The organism is Burkholderia sp. LK4 (assembly GCF_001043615.1).
Lineage (GTDB): Bacteria > Pseudomonadota > Gammaproteobacteria > Burkholderiales > Burkholderiaceae > Burkholderia > Burkholderia cepacia.
On sequence record NZ_LDUL01000028.1, the window covers coordinates 60272 to 81634 of the forward strand.

General features: G+C 68.8%; 15 protein-coding genes and 1 pseudogene. 12 read left to right on the top strand and 4 right to left on the bottom strand.

What is annotated here, in order from left to right; genetic code table 11:
* Position 1 precedes the first annotated feature (1 nt).
* From VK92_RS14995 to VK92_RS15010, 4 genes are all read left to right on the top strand, one after another.
* Positions 2–7636, top strand: coding sequence for a type I polyketide synthase (locus VK92_RS14995; protein ID WP_048022372.1), 7635 nt, complete (start codon positions 2–4; stop codon positions 7634–7636).
* Entirely contained in the window at positions 7633–8550 is a 918-nt protein-coding gene (locus VK92_RS15000) for a UDP-3-O-acyl N-acetylglycosamine deacetylase (RefSeq protein WP_021157189.1), read from the top strand. The genes VK92_RS14995 and VK92_RS15000 overlap by 4 nt, the downstream gene beginning before the upstream one ends.
* A 64-nt stretch (positions 8551–8614) precedes the next feature.
* A complete protein-coding gene (locus VK92_RS15005) occupies positions 8615–9943 on the top strand; it encodes an aminotransferase class I/II-fold pyridoxal phosphate-dependent enzyme (protein ID WP_027788280.1) in 1329 nt (442 codons plus the stop codon).
* A complete protein-coding gene (locus tag VK92_RS15010; RefSeq protein WP_048022373.1) occupies positions 9940–10614 on the top strand; it encodes a GNAT family N-acetyltransferase in 675 nt (224 codons plus the stop codon). The genes VK92_RS15005 and VK92_RS15010 overlap by 4 nt, the downstream gene beginning before the upstream one ends.
* A 120-nt stretch (positions 10615–10734) precedes the next feature.
* Here VK92_RS15010 and cysC read toward each other — a convergent pair whose 3' ends face one another.
* The 3 genes from cysC to VK92_RS15025 form a co-directional block, all read right to left on the bottom strand.
* A complete protein-coding gene (cysC, locus tag VK92_RS15015) occupies positions 10735–11331 on the bottom strand; it encodes an adenylyl-sulfate kinase (protein ID WP_082160822.1) in 597 nt (198 codons plus the stop codon).
* Positions 11332–11500: 169 nt separating this feature from the next.
* A complete protein-coding gene (locus tag VK92_RS15020) occupies positions 11501–12334 on the bottom strand; it encodes a class II glutamine amidotransferase (protein WP_048022375.1) in 834 nt (277 codons plus the stop codon).
* Between the two features lie 214 nt (positions 12335–12548).
* Positions 12549–12878 (bottom strand): carboxymuconolactone decarboxylase family protein, encoded by a 330-nt coding sequence (locus VK92_RS15025; protein WP_034187202.1) that lies wholly within the window; start codon positions 12876–12878, stop codon positions 12549–12551.
* A gap of 130 nt (positions 12879–13008) precedes the next feature.
* Here VK92_RS15025 and VK92_RS15030 point away from each other — a divergent pair, with 130 nt between their 5' ends.
* The 8 genes from VK92_RS15030 to VK92_RS15065 all read left to right on the top strand — a co-directional run bounded on the left by VK92_RS15030 (position 13009) and on the right by VK92_RS15065 (position 20244).
* Positions 13009–13956 carry a cupin domain-containing protein gene (locus VK92_RS15030; protein ID WP_048022376.1) on the top strand — a complete coding sequence of 316 codons (948 nt, stop codon included), beginning with the start codon at positions 13009–13011 and terminating at the stop codon, positions 13954–13956.
* Positions 13957–14058: 102 nt separating this feature from the next.
* A complete protein-coding gene (yiaA, locus tag VK92_RS15035; protein ID WP_048022391.1) occupies positions 14059–14502 on the top strand; it encodes an inner membrane protein YiaA in 444 nt (147 codons plus the stop codon).
* Positions 14503–14640: 138 nt separating this feature from the next.
* Positions 14641–15705 (top strand): glycosyltransferase, encoded by a 1065-nt coding sequence (locus tag VK92_RS15040; protein WP_048022393.1) that lies wholly within the window; start codon positions 14641–14643, stop codon positions 15703–15705.
* 64 nt (positions 15706–15769) lie between these two features.
* The gene (locus VK92_RS15045) at positions 15770–16786 is read left to right on the top strand and encodes a hypothetical protein (protein ID WP_048022396.1); all 1017 of its coding nucleotides are present in this window, start codon (positions 15770–15772) and stop codon (positions 16784–16786) included.
* On the top strand, positions 16783–17532 hold the full coding sequence (locus VK92_RS15050) for a hypothetical protein (protein ID WP_048022398.1): 750 nt from the start codon (positions 16783–16785) through the stop codon (positions 17530–17532). Before VK92_RS15045 ends, VK92_RS15050 begins: the two co-directional genes overlap by 4 nt.
* Positions 17529–18686 carry a hypothetical protein gene (locus VK92_RS15055; protein ID WP_048022378.1) on the top strand — a complete coding sequence of 386 codons (1158 nt, stop codon included), beginning with the start codon at positions 17529–17531 and terminating at the stop codon, positions 18684–18686. Before VK92_RS15050 ends, VK92_RS15055 begins: the two co-directional genes overlap by 4 nt.
* Positions 18683–19300: a phosphatase PAP2 family protein gene (locus VK92_RS15060; RefSeq protein WP_048022400.1), complete on the top strand. Its 618-nt coding sequence runs from the start codon at positions 18683–18685 to the stop codon at positions 19298–19300. Before VK92_RS15055 ends, VK92_RS15060 begins: the two co-directional genes overlap by 4 nt.
* The gene (locus VK92_RS15065) at positions 19300–20244 is read left to right on the top strand and encodes a fatty acid desaturase family protein (RefSeq protein ID WP_048022380.1); all 945 of its coding nucleotides are present in this window, start codon (positions 19300–19302) and stop codon (positions 20242–20244) included. The genes VK92_RS15060 and VK92_RS15065 overlap by 1 nt, the downstream gene beginning before the upstream one ends.
* Positions 20245–20463: 219 nt before the next feature.
* Here the strand turns inward: VK92_RS15065 and VK92_RS15070 are convergent.
* A pseudogene (locus tag VK92_RS15070) lies at positions 20464–21363 on the bottom strand (IS110 family transposase); the annotation flags it as partial.

Sequence of the window (21363 nt, forward strand, 5' to 3'; positions counted from 1 at the left end):
GATGAACAGTAAGATTGCAATAATTGGGATAGCGTGTCGGTTTCCCGGGGGGGCAAACAACCCTGGCGACTTCTGGCAACTGCTGCGCGACGAACGCGACGCAGTGACCGAAATCCCCGCCGACCGTTTCGGCACCGATTTCTACCAGCACCCGTCCAAGCGCGAACCGGGCAAGAGCTACACGTTCTCGGCCGGCGTCGTCGACAACGTCGCCGGCTTCGATGCCGCATTTTTCGGCATTTCCCCGCGCGAAGCGGCCCAGATGGACCCCCAGCAGCGCCTGCTGCTCGAACTCGCGTGGGAAGCGTTCGAGGACGCCGGCGTGCGCCCGGCCGACATGCGCGGCAGCAACTGCGGCGTCTTCGTCGGCGCCGCCAGCATGGATTACGGCAACCGCAACATGGACGATCTGAACGTGATCGATCCGTATTCGGCGACCGGCAACACCCTGAGTATCGCGTCGAACCGCGTGTCCTACCTGTTCGACCTGCGCGGCCCGAGCATGTCCGTCGATACGGCCTGCTCGTCGTCGCTCGTCGCGCTCCACCAGGCCGTCAAGGCGCTGCAGTCCGGCGAAGCCGACGTGGCGCTCGCGGGCGGCGTCAACCTGCTGCTGCATCCGTTCGGTTTCGTCAGCTTCTCCAAGGCGTCGATGTTGTCGCCGCGCGGCCGTTGCCGCGCGTTCGATGCAACCGGCGACGGTTATGTCCGCTCGGAAGGCGGCGCGTTCGTGCTGCTCAAGCCGCTCGATCGCGCGCTCGCCGACGGCGACACGATCCATGCGGTGATCGCCGGCTCCGGCGTGAACTCGGTCGGCCACTCGCCGGGCGGTATCAGCGTGCCGGGCGCGGCCGCGCAAGCATCGCTGCTGCGCAGCGTCTACGCGCGCGCGGGCATCGATCCGCAGTCCCTGGCGTATCTCGAGGCACACGGCACCGGCACGGCGGTCGGCGATCCGATCGAGGCGCGTGCGCTGATCGACGTCGTGTCGGGCGAGCGCCCGGCCGATCGTCCGCTGCTCATCGGTTCGGTGAAGACCAACATCGGCCACCTCGAAACGGCGTCCGGCATGGCCGGGCTGCTGAAGGCCGTGCTGTGCCTGAAGCATCGCGCGGTACCGCGCTCGCTGCATTTCGTCACGCCCAATCCTGGCATCGATTTCGACGGTGGGCGTCTGCGTGTCGTCGATCGCTTCATGCCGCTCGACGCAGGCGACGCGCCGCTGACGGTCGGCGTCAACTCGTTCGGCTTCGGCGGGACGAACGCACACGTCGTGCTGACCGAGGCGCCGGCTGCAAACGAGGCGTCGGCGGCCGCGCCCGAGCCGACTCACGCGCAGTTGTCTCCGCTCGTCCTGACCGCGCGCAGCGCGAATGCGCTCGGCGCGCTCGCGGGCCGCTATCTGTCGATGCTCGACAACGGCGGCGACTGGCAGGCGCTTGCCGCCGCGGCCGCACGTCGTCGTCAATGGCTCGAGCATCGCGCGATCGTCGCGCCGGCCGACGTGGCCGAAGGCCGTGCGGCACTCGCGGCGCTGGCCCAGCCGGCACCGGAAGGGTTGCCCGCCAGCGTGGCGACCGGCCAGGCCCCGGCCGACACGCCACGCACCGCGCTCGTCTTCTCGGGTAACGGCTGCCAGTGGGTCGGGATGGGCAACGAGCTTTATGCCGAGAATGCCGTCTTCCGCGCGGCGCTCGACGAAGTGGACGCGCTGTGGTGCGCCGACGGCAGCCCGTCGCTGGTCGACGTGATGCGCGGTGGCCCGAGCGCGGAATGGCTGGCCGGCGCGGGCGCCGAATGGCTCGCCGCGACGGAGAACGCGCAGCCGCTGCTGTTCGCGATCCAGGTCGGCATGATCCGCGTGATCGATGCGCACGGGATGCGTTACGACGCAGCGATCGGCCATAGCGTCGGCGAGATTGCGGCGGCGTGGGTGACGGGCGCGCTGTCGCTCGCCGATGCGGTGCGCGTGATCAAGATCCGCAGCCGCGCGCAGGCGATGACGCGCGGCAGCGGCCGGATGGCGGCCATCGGCATCGGCGATGCAGCGGCGCGCGAACTGATCGCGCGCCACGGGCTTGCGCGCCGTGTCGAGATCGCCGGCATCAACAGCCCCGATGCGGTGACGCTCGCGGGCGAGCTGCAGGGGCTGCAGGCACTGGAGGCGGCGCTGCGCGGCAGCGGCAAGTTCTTCCAGATGCTGGATCTCGACTACGCGTTCCACAGCAGCCACATGGATCGCATCGAGCCGGTCGTGCTGGCCGAACTGGCGAGCCTGCGGCCGCAGTTGGGCAACGGCACGTTCGTGTCGACCGTGACCGGCGGCGCGCTTGCCGGCACCGAGCTCGATGCGCGCTACTGGTGGCGCAATATCCGTGAGCCGGTGCGCTTCGGTGACGGCATCGCGCATCTGATCGAGCAGGGCGTGCGACTGTTCGTCGAGGTTTCGCCGCATTCGATCCTGCGTACGTACGTGAAGCAGGCGCTCACGGCCGCCGGCGCAACCGGCACGGCGCTGCCGACGCTCAAGCGCGGTCACGGCAGCGCGGCGACGCTGCGGCAGGCGATTCTCGCGGCGATCGCGCACGGCGCGAGCGTCGATCCCGACCGCTTTGCGCCGGGCCAATCGCGTGCTGCGTTGCCGTCCTATCCGTGGCAGCGCGACCGCTTCTGGCTGACGCCGACCGTCGAAGGGTACGGCCTCGTCAATCGCCGCCGCGAGCATCCGCTGCTCGGCTATCGTCTGCATGAGCACGCATTCGCGTGGGAAAACCAGCTCGATCCGGCGAAGCTGCCGATGCTGGCCGATCACGTCGTCGACGGCGGCGTGGCGTTCCCGGGCGCGGGTTACGTGGAAATGGCCCTCGCCGCGGCACGGACCTTCTTCGATACGCCGGATGCGGCACTCGAAAACGTCGAGATCCGCACGCCGGTCGTATTCCAGCCGCAGCAGGCGAAACTGTTCCGGCTCGTGATCGAGCCGCGCACCGCGACCTTCACGATCGAGACGCGCGACCGGATGTCCGACAGCGCGTGGACGCTGAACGTGACGGGGCGGATGCTGGAAAGCGGCAACGCGCTCGGCGATACGAGCGTCGTGCCGTCCGCCGTGCTCGATCGTCTGCTCGCGCTGCCCGCGGCCGACGGCGACACGCTGTACGCAAACACCGCGGCCATCGGCCTCGGCTACGGGCCGGCGTTCCGCTGGGTTCGCACCGTGCGGGTTGCCGCGAGTGACGGCGAGGCGCTGGCGGACGTCGTCGCGCCGGCCGCATGCGGCGATGCGCGGGCCTTGTCCGCGTATCTGCTGCATCCGGCGCTGATGGACAGCGGGTTTCATCCGCTGTTCGCCTTGCTGGCGGCGCACGCACGCGAAGGCGAGCATCCGGCGTACGTGCCGGTGCAGATCGGCCGGGTCGACTATCTGCGCGGCGACACGGTCGAGCGGGTGCGCGTGCAGATCGACCGGCACAGCCCGCATTCGATCGTTGCGCATTTCGAATTCCTCGACGCGCGGGGCGCGATCGTCGCGCGGCTCGGCGCTTGCCGGTTCCGGCGCGTCGATCTCGTCGGCCGTCGTCAGAACCTGCCTGCGCGCTTCGTCTATCGCCTTGAAGACATGCCGCTGCCGGGCGACGTCGATGCAGCCGGTTTGCCGGCCCCCGATGCGCTGCTTGCGCAGGCCGTCGCGCGGCTGGACGCAACCGGTAACGACGTCCGCCGGACGCAGCATCTGACCGAAATCCTGCCGCTGCTCGACGTGCTGGCGAGCCTCTACGCGCTGCGCGCGTTCGATGCGCTCGGCGCATTCGCCGGCACGTGGCAGCCGGCGGCGGGGCGTGCGGCGCTGGCCGCGCGTCTTGCCGACATGCTGGTCGAGGATGGTCTCGCTCATCGCGACGGCGCGCTGCTCGTGCGCGACGACGCAGCGTGCGCGGCGCTGCCGCCGCTCGACGAGCTGTGGCGCGGGTTGCTGGCCGAATCGCCGGGGCACGTGGCCGAACTGACGCTGCTCGCGCATTGCGGCGCGGCGTTGCCCGACGTGCTGGGCGGCGCGAAGGATGGTGCCCGCTTGCTGTCGCCGACCGGGCACAGCCTGGTCGAGCAGCTCCTTGCCGCGTCGCCGACGTGGCAGCACGTGCACGCGTTGCTGACCGCAAGCGTCGAGCAGGCGGTCGATGCATGGCAGCCGGCACGCCGGCTGCGCGTGCTCGAACTCGGCGCGACGGACGGCGACGTGCTGCAGACGCTCGGGATGCATCTCGCTGCCGCGCGCTGCGACCACACGATCGCGGCGACGGCCGGCCAACTGGCCGGTTTCGACACGGATGCGGAAGCGGTAGTGCGCACAGTGGCGCTGCAGTCGGGCGAGCGGCTGTCGCTGTCGGCCGATGACGCCGGGCCTTACGACCTGATCGTCGCGAACCGCGCACTGAGCGATCGTCATGATGTGGTCGATGCACTGAATGCGATGCGGTCGTGGCTGGCGCCGGGCGGACTGCTGCTGCTGGCCGAGTCGCGCCACGGCCGCTTCTCCGACATCGTGTTCGCCTCGCAGGCAACGTCGACGGAAGCCGCTGCCCCCGCGTCGCTGGCGCCGGCGGATCTCGAGGCAGCGCTCGCACGCGCGGGTTACGTCGACGTCGTGCGGCACGTCGAGCAATCGCTCGATCTGGACGGTACGCCGACGTTCGTCATCGCGCGCAACCCAGCGAGCGCCGCTGCTGCACAACGCACCGACGACTCGAGCGATCTCGGTACGCTCGCACGCAACGAACAATGGCTCGTGATGCACGCGCCGGGTGCCGCCGACGGTTTCGGCGGGCAGCTGGCCGACGCGCTGGCGCGCGCGGGTTATCCGGCCGACATCGTGGACATCGCGCATGCAGCCGACGCGATTGCGTCGTTGCCGGCCGGGCAGCCGGCGCACGTGGTGTTCTGCGCACCGGAAACGCCGCTGGCCGAATCGGCGACGGGCGACGGCCTGATGGCTGCGCAGCGTCACGGCGCGATCGCGCTGGCGGCGCTCGTCCGCGCGCTCGGCGCGCAGCCGAACGCGGCCACGCGCTTGACTGTCGTCACACGCGGCGGCGCGCCGTTCGCCGGGGCCGCGAATGCGCATCCGGAACAGGCAACGCTGTGGGGCCTCGGTCGCGTGCTGGCGAACGAGCATCCCGAACTCGCGTGCCGCCTGATCGACGTCGATCGCGCGGTGGACGGGATTCCCGATGCGCTGATTCGCGAGCTGACCGGCTCGGCGGTCGAGGAAGAAGTCGTCCTGGGCGCACACGGGCGTCTGGTGCCGCGCATGCTGACGGCCGCGCAGGCCGCAGCCCGCAGCGATGGCGCGATCGCGCGTGCGGCCGTGCTAGCGTTCGATGCACCGGGCTCGTTGCGCAATCTCGAATGGTTCGCGTTGCCGGAAAGCGCGCTGGGCGCGGACGAGGTGGAGATCGAGCCGGTTGCGACCGGCCTCAATTTCCGCGACGTGATGTATGCGATGGGGCTCTTGTCCGATGAGGCGGTCGAGACCGGCTTCGCGGGCGCGACGATCGGCATGGAGCTGTCCGGCCGCGTCGTCCGCGTGGGCAGTGCCGTGACGGCATTCGCGCCGGGCGATGCGATTCTCGGCTTCGCGCCGGCCTCGTTCGCGACGCGCGTCAGGACGCGCGCGCAAGCGATCGCGCTGAAACCCGAGCGTCTGACGTTCGAGGAAGCCGCGACCGTGCCGACCACGTTCTTCACCGCGTATTACGCACTCGTCGAACTCGCGCGGCTGCGCCGCGGCGAGCGCGTGCTCGTGCACGGCGGCGCGGGCGGCGTCGGGATCGCCGCGATCCAGCTTGCACGCCATTTCGGCGCGGAAGTGTTCGCGACGGCCGGCAGCGACGAGAAGCGCGAGTTCGTGCGCCTGCTCGGTGCCGACCACGTGCTCGATTCGCGCAGCCTCGCGTTCGCCGACGACATTCGCGTGCTGACGGGCGGGCAGGGCATCGACATCGTGCTGAATTCGCTCGCCGGCGAGGCCATGGTGCGCAGCATCGACACGCTGCGTCCGTTCGGTCGTTTCCTCGAGCTCGGCAAGCGCGATTTCTACGAAAACAGCCACATCGGGCTGCGGCCGTTCCGCAACAACATCAGCTATTTCGGCATCGATGCCGACCAGTTGATGGGTGCGTTGCCGGAGCTGACCGAACGCCTGTTTGGCGAAGTGATGGCGCTGTTCGCCGCAGGCGTGCTGCATCCGCTGCCGTATCGCGCGTTCCCCGCCGAACGGGCGGAGGATGCGTTCCGCTACATGCAGCAGGCGCGCCAGATCGGCAAGGTACTCGTGACCTATCCGTCCGGCACGCCGGCCCCGACGCGCGGCGTCACGCGCGCGGGCTCGCTCGCGCTCGATCCGCATGGCACGTACCTGGTGGTCGGCGGCACGGGCGGGCTCGGGTTTGCGAGCGCGCGCTGGATGGTCGAGCGCGGCGCTCGCCGGCTGACGCTGGCGAGCCGTTCCGGCGAGCTTGCCGGTGCGGCCCGCGAGGAGGTCGAGCGCTGGCGCGCGACGCTCGGCGTCACGGTCGATGTCGTTTCGTGCGATGTGACCGATGCCGCGGCGGTCGATGCGATGATTGCCGCGATCGTGCGGCGCGGCAGCGCGCTCAAGGGCGTGCTGCATTCCGCGATGTCGATCGACGACGGCCTCGTGCGCAATCTCGACGATGCGCGGATGGCCGCGGTGCTCGCACCGAAGGTGGCCGGCGCGTGGAACCTGCATCGCGCGACACGCGCGCTGCCGCTCGACCTGTTCGTCGTCTATTCGTCGGCGACGACCTATCTCGGCAATCCGGGGCAGTCGAACTACGTCGCGGCCAACACCTTCCTCGAGGCGCTCGTCGAACATCGCCGCGCGGCCGGGTTGCCCGGCACGTTCATGGCGTGGGGCCCGCTCGAGGACGTCGGCTTCCTCGCGCGCCACGCGGATACGCGCGAGGCGTTGCAGTCGCGGATCGGCGGTGCATCGATCACGTCCGACGAGGCGATGGCCGCGCTCGAGCGCGCGCTGGTCGCGGGCGCGGCGGGCGAAGCCGTGGTCCGGCTCGACTGGCATGCCGTGGCGCGCGGGATGCCCGCCGCGAAGGCACGCCGGTATTCGCTGCTGCAATCGCATGCGAAGGGCGGCGATGCGCGCGACGGCGGCACGCAGTTGCGGGAAGAAGTGCTGGCCCTGCCGCGCGACGAAGCGATCGCGCTGGTTGCCCGGACGCTGCAGGCGCAGATCGCGCGGATCCTGCACATGACGCCGGATCGCATCGCGCTCGACAAGTCGGTGCTCGACATGGGCATGGATTCGCTGATGGGGATGGAACTCGGCCTGGCGGTCGAGGAAGCGTTCGAGGTCAAGCTGTCGGTGATGGCGATTGCCGAGGGCGCGTCGGTGACGACGCTGGCCGGACGCATCGTCGATTCGATCGGCGCGTCGGCCGATGCGTCCGACGCCGGGGCGGCGACCGATGCCGCTCAGGAGGCCGTCGCGGCGCTTGCCGCGAAACACGCGATCGAAGGCGAAGCGCGCGCGATGCTCGATACGCGGGCGGCGCCCGTGGCGGGCCAGGTGTCGCCGACGCTGGAGGTCGCGCGATGAGCGCGCCGTCCGGCTGGGCGACGCGCCAGGGCACGCTGGCAGGTCCGCTGGCGATCGACGGTCACGGGCTGCACACGGGGCGCCGGGTGGGGGTGCGGATCCTGCCCGCGCGGCCGGAAGACGGCGTGACGGGAATCGTGTTCCGTCGCGTCGCGCAGGGACGCACGCTCGCGACGCTGCCGGTCGATCCCGCGCTGCGCCGCGCCCAGCCGCTCTGCACGATGCTGCGCAATGCCGACGGCGTCGGCGTTCGCACGATCGAGCATCTGCTCGCGTCGCTGCTCGCATGCGAGATCGATCACGCGATCGTCGAGATCGACGCCGAGGAAGTGCCGATTCTCGACGGCAGCGCCACGCCGTGGGTGGATGCCATCCGCGCGTGCGGCCGGGTCGCGCTCGATGCGCCGAAACGCTTCATCCGCGTGCTGCGGCCCGTCGTCGTCGGGGATGGCGAGGGTGACCAGCGGCGCGAAATGCGGGTCGAGCCGGCGCCGCGTTACGAACTGAGCGTGCGCAACGACCTGCGCGGCTTCGGCGACATGCATTGGGACGGTGCGCTGACGCCGGCCGCATTCGAAACCGAAATCGCGCCGTCGCGCTCGTACGGGCGCGTGAAATGGGCCGTGCCGGCGATCGTCGCCGGCTATCTGCGCGGCGTGCCGATCCTGCGCGGCGCACGGCCGTCGTGCACCGCGTCCATCGTCGGCAGCCGCGTGCTGGGCGGGATGCGCTTGCCGGATGAATTCGTCCGGCACCGCGTGCTCGACCTGGTCGGCGATCTCGCGCTGGCCGGCGCGCCGCTGCTGGCGCGCGTGAGCGCGCTGCGGCCGAGCCACGAGATGAATTTCCGGCTGGTCGACGCGCTGCTGGCCGCGCCCGACGCGTGGCAGTGGGCCGAGTTTTCCGACGCGTGACACCACGTCTTTTCATGACGCGCGGCGTAACATAGCGTCTTTTCGAGATTAAGCGAAGGAAGCAATGGCACTGGGAGAGCATCTTCGCCAGCAACTGGCGGCGAAAGCGCTGAAACGGCAGCTGGAGCGCGCGACGGATGCTGCCGCGGCACCGGGCGTGCCCGGCACGCAGGCAGCGCAGACCGCATCGGCGCGCAGCCGCTTCGAATCGATGCCGCAGTATCAGCAGGTCCGGATCATGCGCGAGATGGGCGAGAAGCTGCGCGTCGACTCGCCGTTTTTCCGCGTGCACGACGGCGTCGCCGGTGCGACGACGCAGATCGGCGGACGCGAATACCTGAACTTCGCGAACTATAACTACCTCGGCCTGGCTGGCGATCCGGACGTGTCCGCGCGCGCGAAAGCCGCGATCGACCGGTACGGCACGTCGGCATCGGCGAGCCGGATGGTCGCGGGCGAACGCCCGGTGCAGCGCGATCTCGAACGCGCGTTGGCCACGTTCTACGAGACCGACGACTGCGTCGCGTTCGTGAGCGGCCACGCGACGAACGTGACCGTGATCGGCGCCCTGTTCGGCCCGGGCGACCTGATCGTCCACGATGCGCTCGCGCACAACAGCATCGTGCAGGGCGCACAGCTGAGCGGCGCGAAGCGGCTGAGCTTCGCGCACAACGACTGGCAGGCGCTCGACGAACTGCTCGCGCGCGTGCGCCGCGAATACCGGCACGTGCTGATCGCGATCGAAGGGCTGTACAGCATGGACGGCGATTTCCCCGACCTGCAGCGCTTCGTCGACGTGAAAACGCGCCACGGTGCATTCCTGCTGGTCGACGAGGCGCATTCGCTCGGCGTGCTCGGCGCGACCGGCAAGGGCATCCGCGAGCATTGCGGCGTCGCGCCCGACCAGGTCGACATGTGGATGGGCACGATGAGCAAGACGCTGGCCGGCTGCGGCGGCTTCATCGCCGGCTGCCAGCCGCTCGTCGACATGCTGCGCCATCTGGCGCCGGGTTTCCTGTACAGCGTCGGGCTGGCGCCGACGCTCGCCGAAGCGTCGCTGGCCGCGCTCGAGCGCCTGCAGGCCGAGCCGGAGCGCGTCGCGCGACTGCAGGCGCGCGGGCGGCAGTTCCTGAACGAAGCGCGCGCCGCCGGGCTGAATACCGGCACGAGTGCCGGGTTCGCGGTCGTGCCGGTGATCACGGGGAGCTCGCTGAAGGCCGCGCAATGGGCCAATGCGATGTTCGACGAAGGCATCAACGTGCAGCCGATCTTCTATCCGGCCGTCGAGGAAAAGGCTGCGCGCCTGCGCTTCTTCATCTGCTCGACGCACGAGCCGGAACAGATCAGCCGGACGGTCGCCGTGTTGTCGCGACTCGCGGGGCGCAGCGGATGACGCTGGCCGGCGCGTTCGCGCAAGCGGCTCCGCGTGCCGGCGAGCGCGTGCGGTTTCGTGCGGCCGAGGCGAATGACGCGGCGTCGTGCGGGCCGCTCGTGTTTGCGTCCGGCGTGGCGGAATTCGGGTTTTTTCTCGGCGAAAGCGATGTGCGCTGCATCGCTTTCCTGCAGCAGGCATTCCGGTCACGCCATGGGCGCTTCTCGTGGCGCCGGCATCGCGTCGCGGTCGCTGACGACGGCAGCGTGCTCGCCGTGATGGCGATTCACGACGGGCAACGGACGATGTTCGACGACGTGCATGTCGTGTGGGCGCTGGCGCGCTTCTTCGGCGTGCGCCGCACGATCGGGCAGCTGTTGCGCGGGCTGATTCTCGAAACGGAAATTCCGGCGCCGAAGCGTTCGCAGATTCTCGTCGCGCATTGCGCAACCGACGAGCGACAGCGCGGCACAGGGATCTTCAGCGCGTTGTTCCGTGACGCGCTGGACACGGGGGCATTGCCGGCCGACGGCAGCCGCGATGTCGTCCTCGACGTGCTGACCCGCAACGTGCGGGCCCGCGCACTGTACGAACGGCTCGGATTCACCGCACTGCCGCGGCCGCGCGGCCGTTCGCGCCGACTGCCCGCCGGACTTGATTCGGTTCGGATGCGGTTTGATCGTCGCGGCTGACGTGATTTGCGCCGTGGACTGAACGGCCGCTGCTGAACATCGGCACGACGCGCGGACACGATCGTCATTCGTTCGAGCAGCGCGCCGAAGACCGAGGGACGGCGGCTGACTCCGATGATGTCAGTCGTTCAGCGGCAGTTTCCGGATGATCGCGTCCACGCACTCCAACGGACCTGTCTCGGCCGTCTTGACGTGCACGTCGGGGGAGTGCGGTCGCTCGTACGCGGAATCGATGCCGGTGAACTGCCGAATGGCTCCTTGCCGGGCCAACGCATACAACCCCTTCGGGTCACGCGCCTCGGCGACCTCCAATGCAGCGTCGACAAAGACTTCGATGAACGTGCCTTCGTCAAAGCGCGTGCGGGCCTTGTCACGCGCTGCCTGAAAGGGCGAGATCAATGCGGCGATGACAATGAATTCGGCATCCACCAGCAGCCTGGCCACTTCGGCAGTTCGCCGGATATTTTCGTGGCGATCGGCATCGCTGAACCCTAGATCACGGTTCAGCCCCTCGCGCAAGCGGTCGGCATCCAGCAGATAGGTGCGAAGTCCGCGTGCGTCGAGCTGTTCCTTTAGCAGGTTCGCCAGTGTCGATTTGCCGGCGCCGGAGATCCCGGTCAGCCACACCACGAAGGCTCGATTCTGTTTCACACGAGGACGTGCCGGTTCGCAGTCCGTCGGCCTGACGGGTGGCCAATTCTTGGAATCTTGGGTCATTTCCGATTAGAGGTACGGACGATCGCACAGTTACTTTGTTCGGAGTCTCGTCGACTTCCGTTGACAATTGTAACGCGCCGGTATGTTTGTAATCCGTTATTTTCCGGGCGTATTCGTTCTTCCGCATACGTTTGGCATCCCCTTACGAAGCCTTCAATGGTGCCGTCTGCTACTTGTGTCGCGGCGCGAACGGCCGCTGCTGCACATCAGCACCCTGCGCGACAATCGCCATGCTCTCCGGCACTTCCTCCCACGCGCCGCGCAGGTCGACGAGTGGCTCGGACACGACCATGAATGCGTCGTCGCCGGCTTCGGCGATGCGCGGGTTGTGCGGATACAGCTCATGGAGGTGCTTGAACGACGTGCTGTGGAACAGCGAGCGCGATTGCCGTTCGCTCGAATAACGTACCGCGATGATCCGCTCGCCGTCGGTCGCGCAGATCGTCATGTTGAGCGGGTCGGCCACGCGATGCCGCGCGGCCGTTTCCTCGACCATGCCGACCATCCGCTCGAGCGCGGGCAGCGGCATCTGCTCGAGGCCGTAGGTCAGCGCGAGGCGGAACATCAGTTCGGAGTCGGTCGAGCCTTCGAGCGTCGGGAACAGCGCGGGATCGACCTTCATCGTCAGGTCGCGGCGCAGCTTGTGGAAGTCGCGGATCAGCCCGTTGTGCGCGAACAGCCAGCGGCCGTGGCGGAACGGGTGGCAGTTGGTTTCCTGCACCGGCGTGTCGGTGGCCGCGCGGATATGCGCGATGAACATCCGCGAGCGGATCGCGCGTGCGGCTTCGCGCAGGTTGCGGTCGTTCCACGCGGGATGCACGGAGCGGTAGCGGAACGGCAGTTCGTCGGGGCGCCCGTACCAGCCGATGCCGAAGCCGTCGCCGTTGGTGGTCGTCGCCCCCAGCTCCGAATGCAGGCTCTGGTCGATCAGCGAATGCTTCGCGCGGAACAGCACGGTTTCCAGATGGATCGGATTACCCGTATAGGCGAGCCAGCGGCACATGGAGCGCTCCTTCACGATGGATCGTTCGCGCATGGTAGCCGACTTCGCGGCGCATCCTTGCCCGCGCGCGCCCGGCCAGCCATTCGGGCAGGTACGCTGGCCAATCGTCATACGTCAGTTGCCCGGGTGCGCGGTGCGCAACCGGGCAGACATGCAGCCATGAAACCATGCAGCCGGGCGCCGCCACGCGACGGCAGCGCCGCGGCCGTCGGGTTCAGTCGCCCAGCGCGTCCATCACGCGCGCCGAATAGACGAGCGCCGCACCCGCATTCAGCGCAATCGCGACGCCGAGCGCTTCCGCCACTTCCTCCTTCGTCGCGCCATGCTTGGTCGCTTCGGCCGTGTGCACGGCGATACAACCGTCGCAGCGTGTCGTGACCGCCACCGCGAGCGCGATCAGCTCGCGTGTCTTTGCGTCGAGATGGCCGGTCTTCGCGCCGGCGCCGGATAGCGCCTTGTAGCCGGCCAGCGTGTCCGGCGACAGTTTGGCGATGTCGCCGATACGCGTCGAGAGTTCCTTCCGGTATTCGTTCCAGTTCAGCATGATGCGTCCTTTTCGAGAAGAGGTGAGGAGGGCGGCGGGCGCCGCGATCTCGGGCGATGCAGGCTTATTCTGATCGTTCGCGCTGAGGGTTTCGATACGCTAAAGTGTCAATTTTTAGCGCAATCGTCTCATGGATGCCCTGAGTCAACTGCTGTCGCTGGGCCGCAGCCATGTCGAGCTCGACGTGCGCTGCCTGCTCGGCGGGCCGTTCGCGATGCCGCACGACCCGCTGCCGCCGGGCGAGGCGGCGTTTCACCTGGTGCTGGCCGGGACGTGCCGGCTGCATACCACGGAAGGGCGCACGCTGCAGCTCGCCGACGGCGATTTCGTGCTGCTGCCCGCGGGCGGCGCGCACGAGCTGCTCGACGCCGGCGCGGGCCGGTCGCGGCCGGTTGCGGCGCTGCGCGAACACGGCGCCGGCGGCGGAGCGGTGCTGCCGGTCAAGTCGAATCTCGATCCGGCCGAACCGGGCGGCGCGAGCGTGGACCTGCTGTGCGGACGGTTCGTCTATGCGCGCGGCGCGGGCGAACTGCTTATGCGCACGCTGCCGCACGTGCTGCATGTCGGGCTGCGCGAGGCATCGGGGTTCGCACCGCTGCAACTGCTGACGAGCGTGCTGCGTACCGAGGCGTCGAATGGGCAGCCGGGCGCCGGCGCGATTGTGAACGCGCTCGGCCAGGCACTGCTCGCGTATGCGTTGCGCGCGTACGGCCGTGGCGCGCGCGTGCCGTCCGGCTGGCTCGCGCTCGCTGCCGATGCGCGGCTCGGCCCGTCGGTACAGGCCGTCCTGCAGGCACCGGAGAAGCCGTGGACGGTCGAGTCGCTCGGCGACACATCCGCGATGTCGCGTGCGACGTACGCCCGGCATTTCCGCGAGCGGGCCGGAATGAGCGTCGGCGCGTTCGTCGCACAGATCCGGATGATGCATGCGTGCGCGCTGCTGCAGGACACGCAGCGCGGGCAGGCGGAGATCGGGCAGGCGGTCGGTTACCAGTCGGAAGCCGCGTTCGGCAAGGCGTTTCGCGCGGTGCTCGGCACGACGCCGGGGCGCTGGCGACGCGCGCAGCGCGAATCGTAAGACTGCAAGCAAGCCGTCTTGCCGCGTGCCAAAGCTGCTACCATGCGCGAAACGCAGTTCAACGAAAACGATTTCGAACAAGAAGAAAGAGAGGGCAAAGCAATGAACCAGACCACCATCCAGCAACCGTCGTTCGCGTTCGTGGCCGCATCGTGGGCCGCGCTGCTCGCCGGTTTCGCAGCATTCCTGATCGGTCTCTGGAACGCCGGCATGCAGCTCAACGAGAAGGGTTACTACTTCACCGTGCTGGTGTTCGGCCTCTACGCGGCGATCTCGCTGCAGAAGAGCGTGCGCGACCGCGCGGAAGGCATTCCCGTCACCGGCATCTACTACGGCCTCAGCTGGATCGCGCTGCTGCTGTCGATCGCGCTGCTGATCGTCGGCCTCTTCAATGCGACGCTGCAATTGAGCGAGAAAGGCTTCTACGCGATGTCGTTCGTGCTCGCGCTGTTCGGCTCGGTGGCCGTGCAGAAGAACACGCGCGACCTGCAGAACGCGAAGCCGCGCTATGCCGACGCCGAATCGGCGCCGTCCGTCCAGGAGTGACCACACGCGAGGCGGGCGCCTTCCGGGCCGCCCGTTTTGCGACGACGGTCGCGGGCGACCCGCATCCGCCAATGCGTGCGGGCTCGCTGCCCATTCGTTTCATCCATGCCGTCGCGCATGACGATGGAGACATTCAGGATGCCGGACATCACGAAAACCTCGCCGCGCACGCGCGCGGCGGCTCACGCCGTGGCGGCGAAGGCCGCGCTCGTGCTGGAAACGAACAACCTGCGCGGCGGTGCCGGCCTCGCGCAGGCCGTCGATAGCCTGAAGCGCCTCGTTTCGGCGCTGTCGAAGCAGACCGTGCCGCCCGCGGCACTCGCGCAATGGATCATCACGCACGACGGGCTGCCGGCCGATGCGTGCGCGGAGATCGTCGCGCTGGCCGGCCGCCCGATCGACTTCGTCGAGATCGGTGCGAGCACCGGCTACTACGATGCGAAGAACGACGGGTTCGATCGCGTCGACGCGGATCGCTGCGACATCGTCGTGTTCGGCGATGCCGATTGCCGGCCGGCCGACGACTGGCTCGAGCACCTGCTCGCGCCGTTTGCGCGCGAAGCCGGCGATGCACCCGTCGCGGTGGCGGGGCGCACGAGCTATGCGCCGAACGTGCTCGGCATCGCGCTGACGTCGATCGATTTCATGTATTTCCCGAGCCCGCTGCGCGCCGGCGCGACGCGCAACTTCTACGCGAACAACGTCGCGTTCCGGCGCGACGTGTTCGCTCAATTTCGCTACGAGCCGCTCGACGGCGTCTATCGCGCGCACTGCCAGGTGATGGGGCTGCGGATGCAGGCGGCCGGCGTGGCCGTCGAATTCGCGCCGGCCGCGCATACCGAACATCGGCTGCCGGACACGCATCGCGAATCGCTGAAGCTGCGCTGGATGCGCGGCGAGGACAGCGTCGGGCTGACGCCGTATCTCGTGAACGCGTACCTGCCGCGAGGATGGCAGTGGCTCGGACGCAGCGGCCCGCTCGGCCCGTTATGCGTGATGGCGATGCGGCTCGGCTACAGCCTGCGCGCGCTCGATCGCCAGCAGTTGCCGCGGCTCGGCGCCATGCGTTATCTCGCGGCCGTCGGCGTCACGATCGCGGCGTCCGCCGTCGATACGCTCGGTGCGCTCGCGCGCGGATTCGGTCTTGCCGGGCGCGCTTCGGCCCGGCGCGATCTCGACGCGCTGTCCTATCACCGTCATTGAACCGGCGCCGCGCATCGCGCGCGGCCACGACACGCCGCACCCTGCCTTCATTCCGACCACGACCATGCCTTCTCTCGCCGCCCGTGTTGCCTGCATCGCCCTGTTTGCCGCCAGCGCCGGCGCCCATGCCGCGCCGGTCGATCACGCGGGGCGCGGGATCTACCACTTCGCGTCGCAAAGCGGCTGCCCGTTCGCGAACGCGGCCGCCGCCGACTGCAATCGCGTCGCGCTCGATGCGCCCGACGTTCACGCGAGCATCGATACCGATGCGCACGCGATCGTCTTCTCGAGCGATGCGACGCGCCGCACGAAGGACGTGCTCGGCGACGTGCTGCTTCAGGGCACGGGCGTCGACCGCGACGGCCGGCGCGTGCCGTTGAGCGTGCATGTGCTGCTGCGTCGCGACGGCGCGAAATGGGACCGTGACGTGTACGTTCATGCGCCCGTGCACGGCACGTTCACCGATGTCCGGATCGATCCGTATCGCGTGCGCGTGAAGGAGGGCGATGGCGAACGCGACGTGCTCACGCCGGACGAAACGCTGGCACTGTTCGCGCATCCGTCGCTGGCATCGCGGCTCGCGCGGCATCTCGTGAAGGTGAGCGCGACCGATCCGAAGCAGCCGTCCGCGGACGACATCACGATCGCACTCGGCGTCGGCGGCCTGACGAAGTCGGTCGCGCGCGCGAGCTTCACGTCGAGCGCGCCGCACGATGCGGACGTCGATCGCGCACTGGCATCGGGCACGTGGTCGATCCGTTTCGACGCACTGAGCAATCACATTCCGGTGTGGGTTGCGCAGCGCGAGCTGTTCCTGTTCGGTCTCGACGGCAGTGCGCTGCTGAAAGACGTGCGCGAGCGCGGTTTCCGCAAGAACGACCGGATCGAATTCGGCGCGCGCGACGGCAACGGTTATCTGCGCGTGAACGGCCGCGAGGAGGCATTCGCGGGGGCGACCGCGTCCGCGCATGCGTTCATGCAGGAAAGCTTCATCGGCCTGATCCTCGGATGGCGTCGCGATCCGGCCGCCGCCGCGGCATCCGCGACGAAATCCGCGTCCGCACGGGGTGTGCCGGCATGACCGCGGCAGGCGAGCTGCCCGCGTCGCCGACGGCGGCGCACGATGGGCGCTTCGACTGTCTCGATGCGCCCGCGCCGCGCGGTACGGCACGGGTGCGTGCGTACCTCGTCGATCGCATCAAGCGGGCGGCGATCCGGCAGCTTCATCGCAGCACGCATGGCGAGCGCTGGGTGCTGCGCATGTACCTGATCGGCGAGGAAGCGACCGAGTGCGCGTTGCACGAGGACTGGACCGGCCAGCCGCCGGACTGGCTCGCGCCGCGGATCGAGCAGCATCTCGCGGACGAGCGTCGCCACGCGGCCGCGTTCGCCGAAGCGCTGCGCGCACGCGGCGTCGCGCCGTCGACCGCGCCGCACGAGCCGGACTGGCTGAGCCGGCGCAAGATCATGCGGTGGCGCCGGCTCGCGCAGCGCCATGCGCCGCATTTTGCGCAAGGCGTGCTCGTGCCGGCCTATGCGACCGGGCTGTGTGCGGAGCAGATGGCGATGCGCGTGCTCGCGCGCCACTGCGCGACGATCGGCGCTGCCCATCCGCTGTATCCGCTGCTCTCGCGCGTGCTCGCGGACGAGACGCGGCACGTCCGGCTCTGCGCGGACACGCTGCGCCGTCTCGTCGCGCCGTCCGAGCTTGCGCGGCTCGCCGCGTTGCTGGACGAGATCCGCGCGATCGAAGCCGGTTTCGGCGTGACGGGCGCGCTGGCGATGTACGCGGCCGGCTGGCTCCAGTCGCTTCGTCCGCGCGCATGATGCCGAGGATCGTCTATCTCGCGACGGCCGACGCGCGCGGCCACCTGATGCGCGCACAACTGCTCGTGCATGCGTTGCGCGCGGCCGGTGCGCAGGTCGACGTGCTGACGACGTCCGATGCGGGGCAGGCGTTCCTAGCGGCGTTCGACATCGACGCAGCCGTGCTGTCCCGTCACTACGCGGTGCAGTTCGACGAGCGGCAGAACATGCTGCGCGATGCGACCGATCGTAATGTCGCGCATTACGTGTTCCGGCCGACGCGCATGCTGCGCGACATCGCGCGGCTGCGTGCGATCGGCCGCGATGCCGATCTCGTGATCAACGACTCGTTTCATCCGGCGCTGCTGTTCATGGGCGCGATGCCGGGCTGGCGGCGCCGCGTCGTTCACGTGTACGGCGGCAGCCTGCGCCGCGCGTTGACCGCGAATTTCGATGCGCGGCTGCCGCGTGTGCTGGCGCGTGCTTTCGGACGGATCGTCGACTGGCAGATCGATTCGGCGCGGTGCTGCATCGAACACGATTTCGCATACGATGCGGCCGACGAAGTCCGGCGGGCCCACGCGTATTGCCGGCTGCCGACTCCGGTGCCAATCGTCGCCGAACTGCCGGCCTCGAAGCCGGCCGCCGCAGCCGTCTATCTGAATCCGCACTTCCGCGATATCGCGCTCGCCGATGCGTTGTCGGCCGGCATGCGCGACGCGGGGCTGGCCGCACACCGTGTGGGCGAGGGCTATGCGGGGCACGACGGCTGGACCGGCGTCGACGCCGACTGGGTGACGCGTGCCGCCCATGCACCGCTGATCGTGTCGGCACCCGGCATGGCTGCGCTGTCGATCGCACGCGTGTATCGCCGCCCGATCCTGCTCGTGCAGTCAGACCAGCCCGAGCAGGCGAGCAACGCCGCGCGCGCCGCACAGCTGCAGCTCGTGCACCGCGTCGTCACATGGCGCGGCGATGCGGCCGCGTTCCGATGGGAAGTCGGGCAGGCCGCGGCCGAGCTGATGTGCGATCCCGGTACGCAGGCAGGAACGATCGCCGGCCGCGAGCATGCGCGTGCGCGCGTGGACGCATGGACGTCGCGCCTCCTCGCGCTGCGTCCGTGTGCGCAGGTGGCCGATTCCGATACGCGATGCGAGGCGCCGGCGCCACGATGAATTCGCTGTCGTTTCGTGACGATCGCCGGCCCGATATCCGGCAGATGCTGGCCGCGACGTTCGGCATGGCGGCCGGTCTCGCGATCTTCTTTCTGCTGGAGCGCGGCGTCACGCCGCACCATGTGTTCGCCACGGCGATCGATGCGCGGATTCCGTTCATCGCGTGGTCGTGGTTCGTCTATGTCGGCTTCTTTCCGTTCGTGATTGCGCTCGCCGGGTATGCCCGGCCGCCTGCGTTCGCCGCGTTCAGGGAAGCGGTGCTGATCGCGTTCGTGCTCGGTGTCGTGTGTTTTCTGCTGTTTCCTGAAGCCGTGCCGAGGCCTGACGTCGCGGAGATCGGCAACGCGTTCGTACGCCACCGCCTCGCGCGCATGTGGCAGCTCGATCTCGCGGCCAACGGCTTTCCGAGCCTGCACGTCGCGGTGACGTGTCTGGCCTGCCGGATGCTGGCGGACCGGCGGCGGCTCGCGACCGTGACGGTCGGCCTGCTGATCTGCACGTCGACGCTGACGCTCAAGCAGCATACGGTCGCCGATGTACTGGGCGGCGTGGCGCTCGCGATGGTCAGTGCGCTGTGGGTCGAGCGGCGTTCGCTGCGCAGGAGGCTCGCTTGATGGATACCCGCGTTCACCCGGCCGGGCCGAATGCCGAGCTTGCGCGGTTCGTGCCGGATCCCGCGTTGTTTCGCGTGAGCGCCGCGCGTGTCGGTGCGGCGCTGGCGGGCGACTGGCTGATGATTGCCGCTGCGTTCGCCGTTGCGATCGCGTTTGCGCATCCGCTCGTGTACGCGTTGGCCGCGATCGTGATCGCGCGCAGCCAGCTGGCGCTCGCGGTCATGATGCACGAAGGCGCGCACGGGTTGCTGGCGCGGAACCGGCGCGTCAACGACGCGCTGGGCCAGCTGTTCGCGGCCGGCCCGCTGTGGCTGTCGCTGCGTACGTATCGCGCGGGCCATCTGAAGCACCATCGCGCGCCGATGCAGCCGGACGATCCCGTCGCGCTGCTGTTCGGCGTGCACGACTATCCGGTGACGCGCAGGCGCCTGATCGGCCGCCTGCTCGCGTACGCGTGCGGGATCGGCTACGTGACGAGTGTCGTGAAGCTTGCGCGCGGCGAGTTTGCGCATGCGTTGCCGAAGGTCGGGAAGTCGCGCGCGTATGCCGCGTGGGAGGTCGTGTCGATGCTCGCAGGCAACGGTGTGCTGTTCGGTGCGCTCGCGTGGGCCGGACATCCGCTGCTGTACGTCACGTTGTGGATCGTGCCGTCCGTCACGCTGCTGCCGCTCGCCGGACAGGTGCGCGCGATCTTCGAGCACGCGGGGCTGCCGGCAGGTGCCGACCAGAGCCGCAACGCGCGCACGATCGCCCGGCGTTCGTGGCAGACGTTCCTGTTCGGCCCGCACGCGATTCATTTTCACATCGAGCATCACCTGTTCGCGCGGATGCCGTTCCATAACCTGCCAGTCGTGCATCGGCAGCTCGCGCAGCGGCAGTTGCTGCCTGACGGCAATCTGTATGCGGGATATGGTGGCGTGCTGCGCGACGTCAGTGTGCGCTGACGCGCGTGCGCATTGTGCGGTTGCGTGCGTCGAGAGCGGTGTCGGGGGCGGTGGAAATTGCCGAGAAGTTGAGAGGGGCGGAATCGGGCTCCGATGCTCAGTCGCAATCGTTGATTTGCGGCGCTTGCCGTTTGTCGTCGTGACCGGTCGATTGAGTTGACCCCGCATCAGCGCCAATCAATTGCCTTACGTTTCGGGGGGGTGCCCCTATGTGTTTCGTCAAGCGTTAGGGACTGACTTGGGTTGGTAAATGGTGCCGTCGCGCAGCATGGCGAACAGAACGTCGCAGCGTCGCCGTGCGAGCGCGATGAGCGCTTGGTTATGACGCTTGCCTTGCTGGATCTTGCGGGAGTAATAGGCCCGTGAGATCGGGTCCCGCAATGCCGCGAAGGCGGACAGGAACAATGCGCGCTTGAGTACCTTGTTGCCGCGTCTAGACGGATGCTCACCGCGGATGGATGAGCCAGAGCGCCGGGTTACCGGGGCAAGGCCAGCATAGGCTGCCAAGTGGGCGGCCGAAGCGAAGGCTTTGTGGGCAACTTCGGTCAGGAGTCTGGCGGCGGTCCTGACGCCGACTCCCGGCATGCTGGTCAGGACCGGCCAAAGAGGGTGAGCAAGCACCAGTCGTTCAACTTCGGCAGCGACTTCGTCGCGTTGCTGACGCAAGGCCGCAAGCTGCTGGGCCAAACGGGGCATGACGATGGTGGCGGCTTGCGTGCCGGGCACGGTCACGGCTTGTTCGCTCAGTGCCTGAACGATCTCGGCCGCTAAGCCTTTGCCCATGCGAGGAGCGAGCTTGGTCAGGCGATTGGCGAGCGTCTTCTCGCTGGTTCCGGCAAGCGCGGCGGGCGACGGATAGCGCTCAAGCAGATCGAGTACCGCTGGATGGTCAAGGCGCGGTCCGAGAACACGCTCGAGCGCCGGATGGATCTGAGTAGCAGGCCGCGAACGCGATTGCTGGTTTGCGTGACCTGAGCGGCGAGGTCGTCATCGAAGCCGCAGAGCATGGTGAGTTCGGCGAGCTGCTCGTCGGCCAGTCGAAGCGAGCGCAGCGTATGCGGCATCGAGCGAGCGGCTTCGGCGATGATGGCGGCGTCGCGGGCATCGGTCTTGGCTTCG

Excerpts from the sequence above, each read along its gene's own strand:
- VK92_RS14995 (WP_048022372.1), top strand. The coding sequence starts at position 2 with ATGAACAGTAAGATTGCAATAATTGGGATAGCGTGTCGGTTTCCCGGG.
- VK92_RS15000 (WP_021157189.1), top strand. The coding sequence starts at position 7,633 with ATGAGCGCGCCGTCCGGCTGGGCGACGCGCCAGGGCACGCTGGCAGGT.
- VK92_RS15005 (WP_027788280.1), top strand. The coding sequence starts at position 8,615 with ATGGCACTGGGAGAGCATCTTCGCCAGCAACTGGCGGCGAAAGCGCTG.
- VK92_RS15010 (WP_048022373.1), top strand. The coding sequence starts at position 9,940 with ATGACGCTGGCCGGCGCGTTCGCGCAAGCGGCTCCGCGTGCCGGCGAG.
- cysC (WP_082160822.1), bottom strand. The coding sequence starts at position 11,331 with ATGACCCAAGATTCCAAGAATTGGCCACCCGTCAGGCCGACGGACTGC.
- VK92_RS15020 (WP_048022375.1), bottom strand. The coding sequence starts at position 12,334 with ATGTGCCGCTGGCTCGCCTATACGGGTAATCCGATCCATCTGGAAACC.
- VK92_RS15025 (WP_034187202.1), bottom strand. The coding sequence starts at position 12,878 with ATGCTGAACTGGAACGAATACCGGAAGGAACTCTCGACGCGTATCGGC.
- VK92_RS15030 (WP_048022376.1), top strand. The coding sequence starts at position 13,009 with ATGGATGCCCTGAGTCAACTGCTGTCGCTGGGCCGCAGCCATGTCGAG.
- yiaA (WP_048022391.1), top strand. The coding sequence starts at position 14,059 with ATGAACCAGACCACCATCCAGCAACCGTCGTTCGCGTTCGTGGCCGCA.
- VK92_RS15040 (WP_048022393.1), top strand. The coding sequence starts at position 14,641 with ATGCCGGACATCACGAAAACCTCGCCGCGCACGCGCGCGGCGGCTCAC.
- VK92_RS15045 (WP_048022396.1), top strand. The coding sequence starts at position 15,770 with ATGCCTTCTCTCGCCGCCCGTGTTGCCTGCATCGCCCTGTTTGCCGCC.
- VK92_RS15050 (WP_048022398.1), top strand. The coding sequence starts at position 16,783 with ATGACCGCGGCAGGCGAGCTGCCCGCGTCGCCGACGGCGGCGCACGAT.
- VK92_RS15055 (WP_048022378.1), top strand. The coding sequence starts at position 17,529 with ATGATGCCGAGGATCGTCTATCTCGCGACGGCCGACGCGCGCGGCCAC.
- VK92_RS15060 (WP_048022400.1), top strand. The coding sequence starts at position 18,683 with ATGAATTCGCTGTCGTTTCGTGACGATCGCCGGCCCGATATCCGGCAG.
- VK92_RS15065 (WP_048022380.1), top strand. The coding sequence starts at position 19,300 with ATGGATACCCGCGTTCACCCGGCCGGGCCGAATGCCGAGCTTGCGCGG.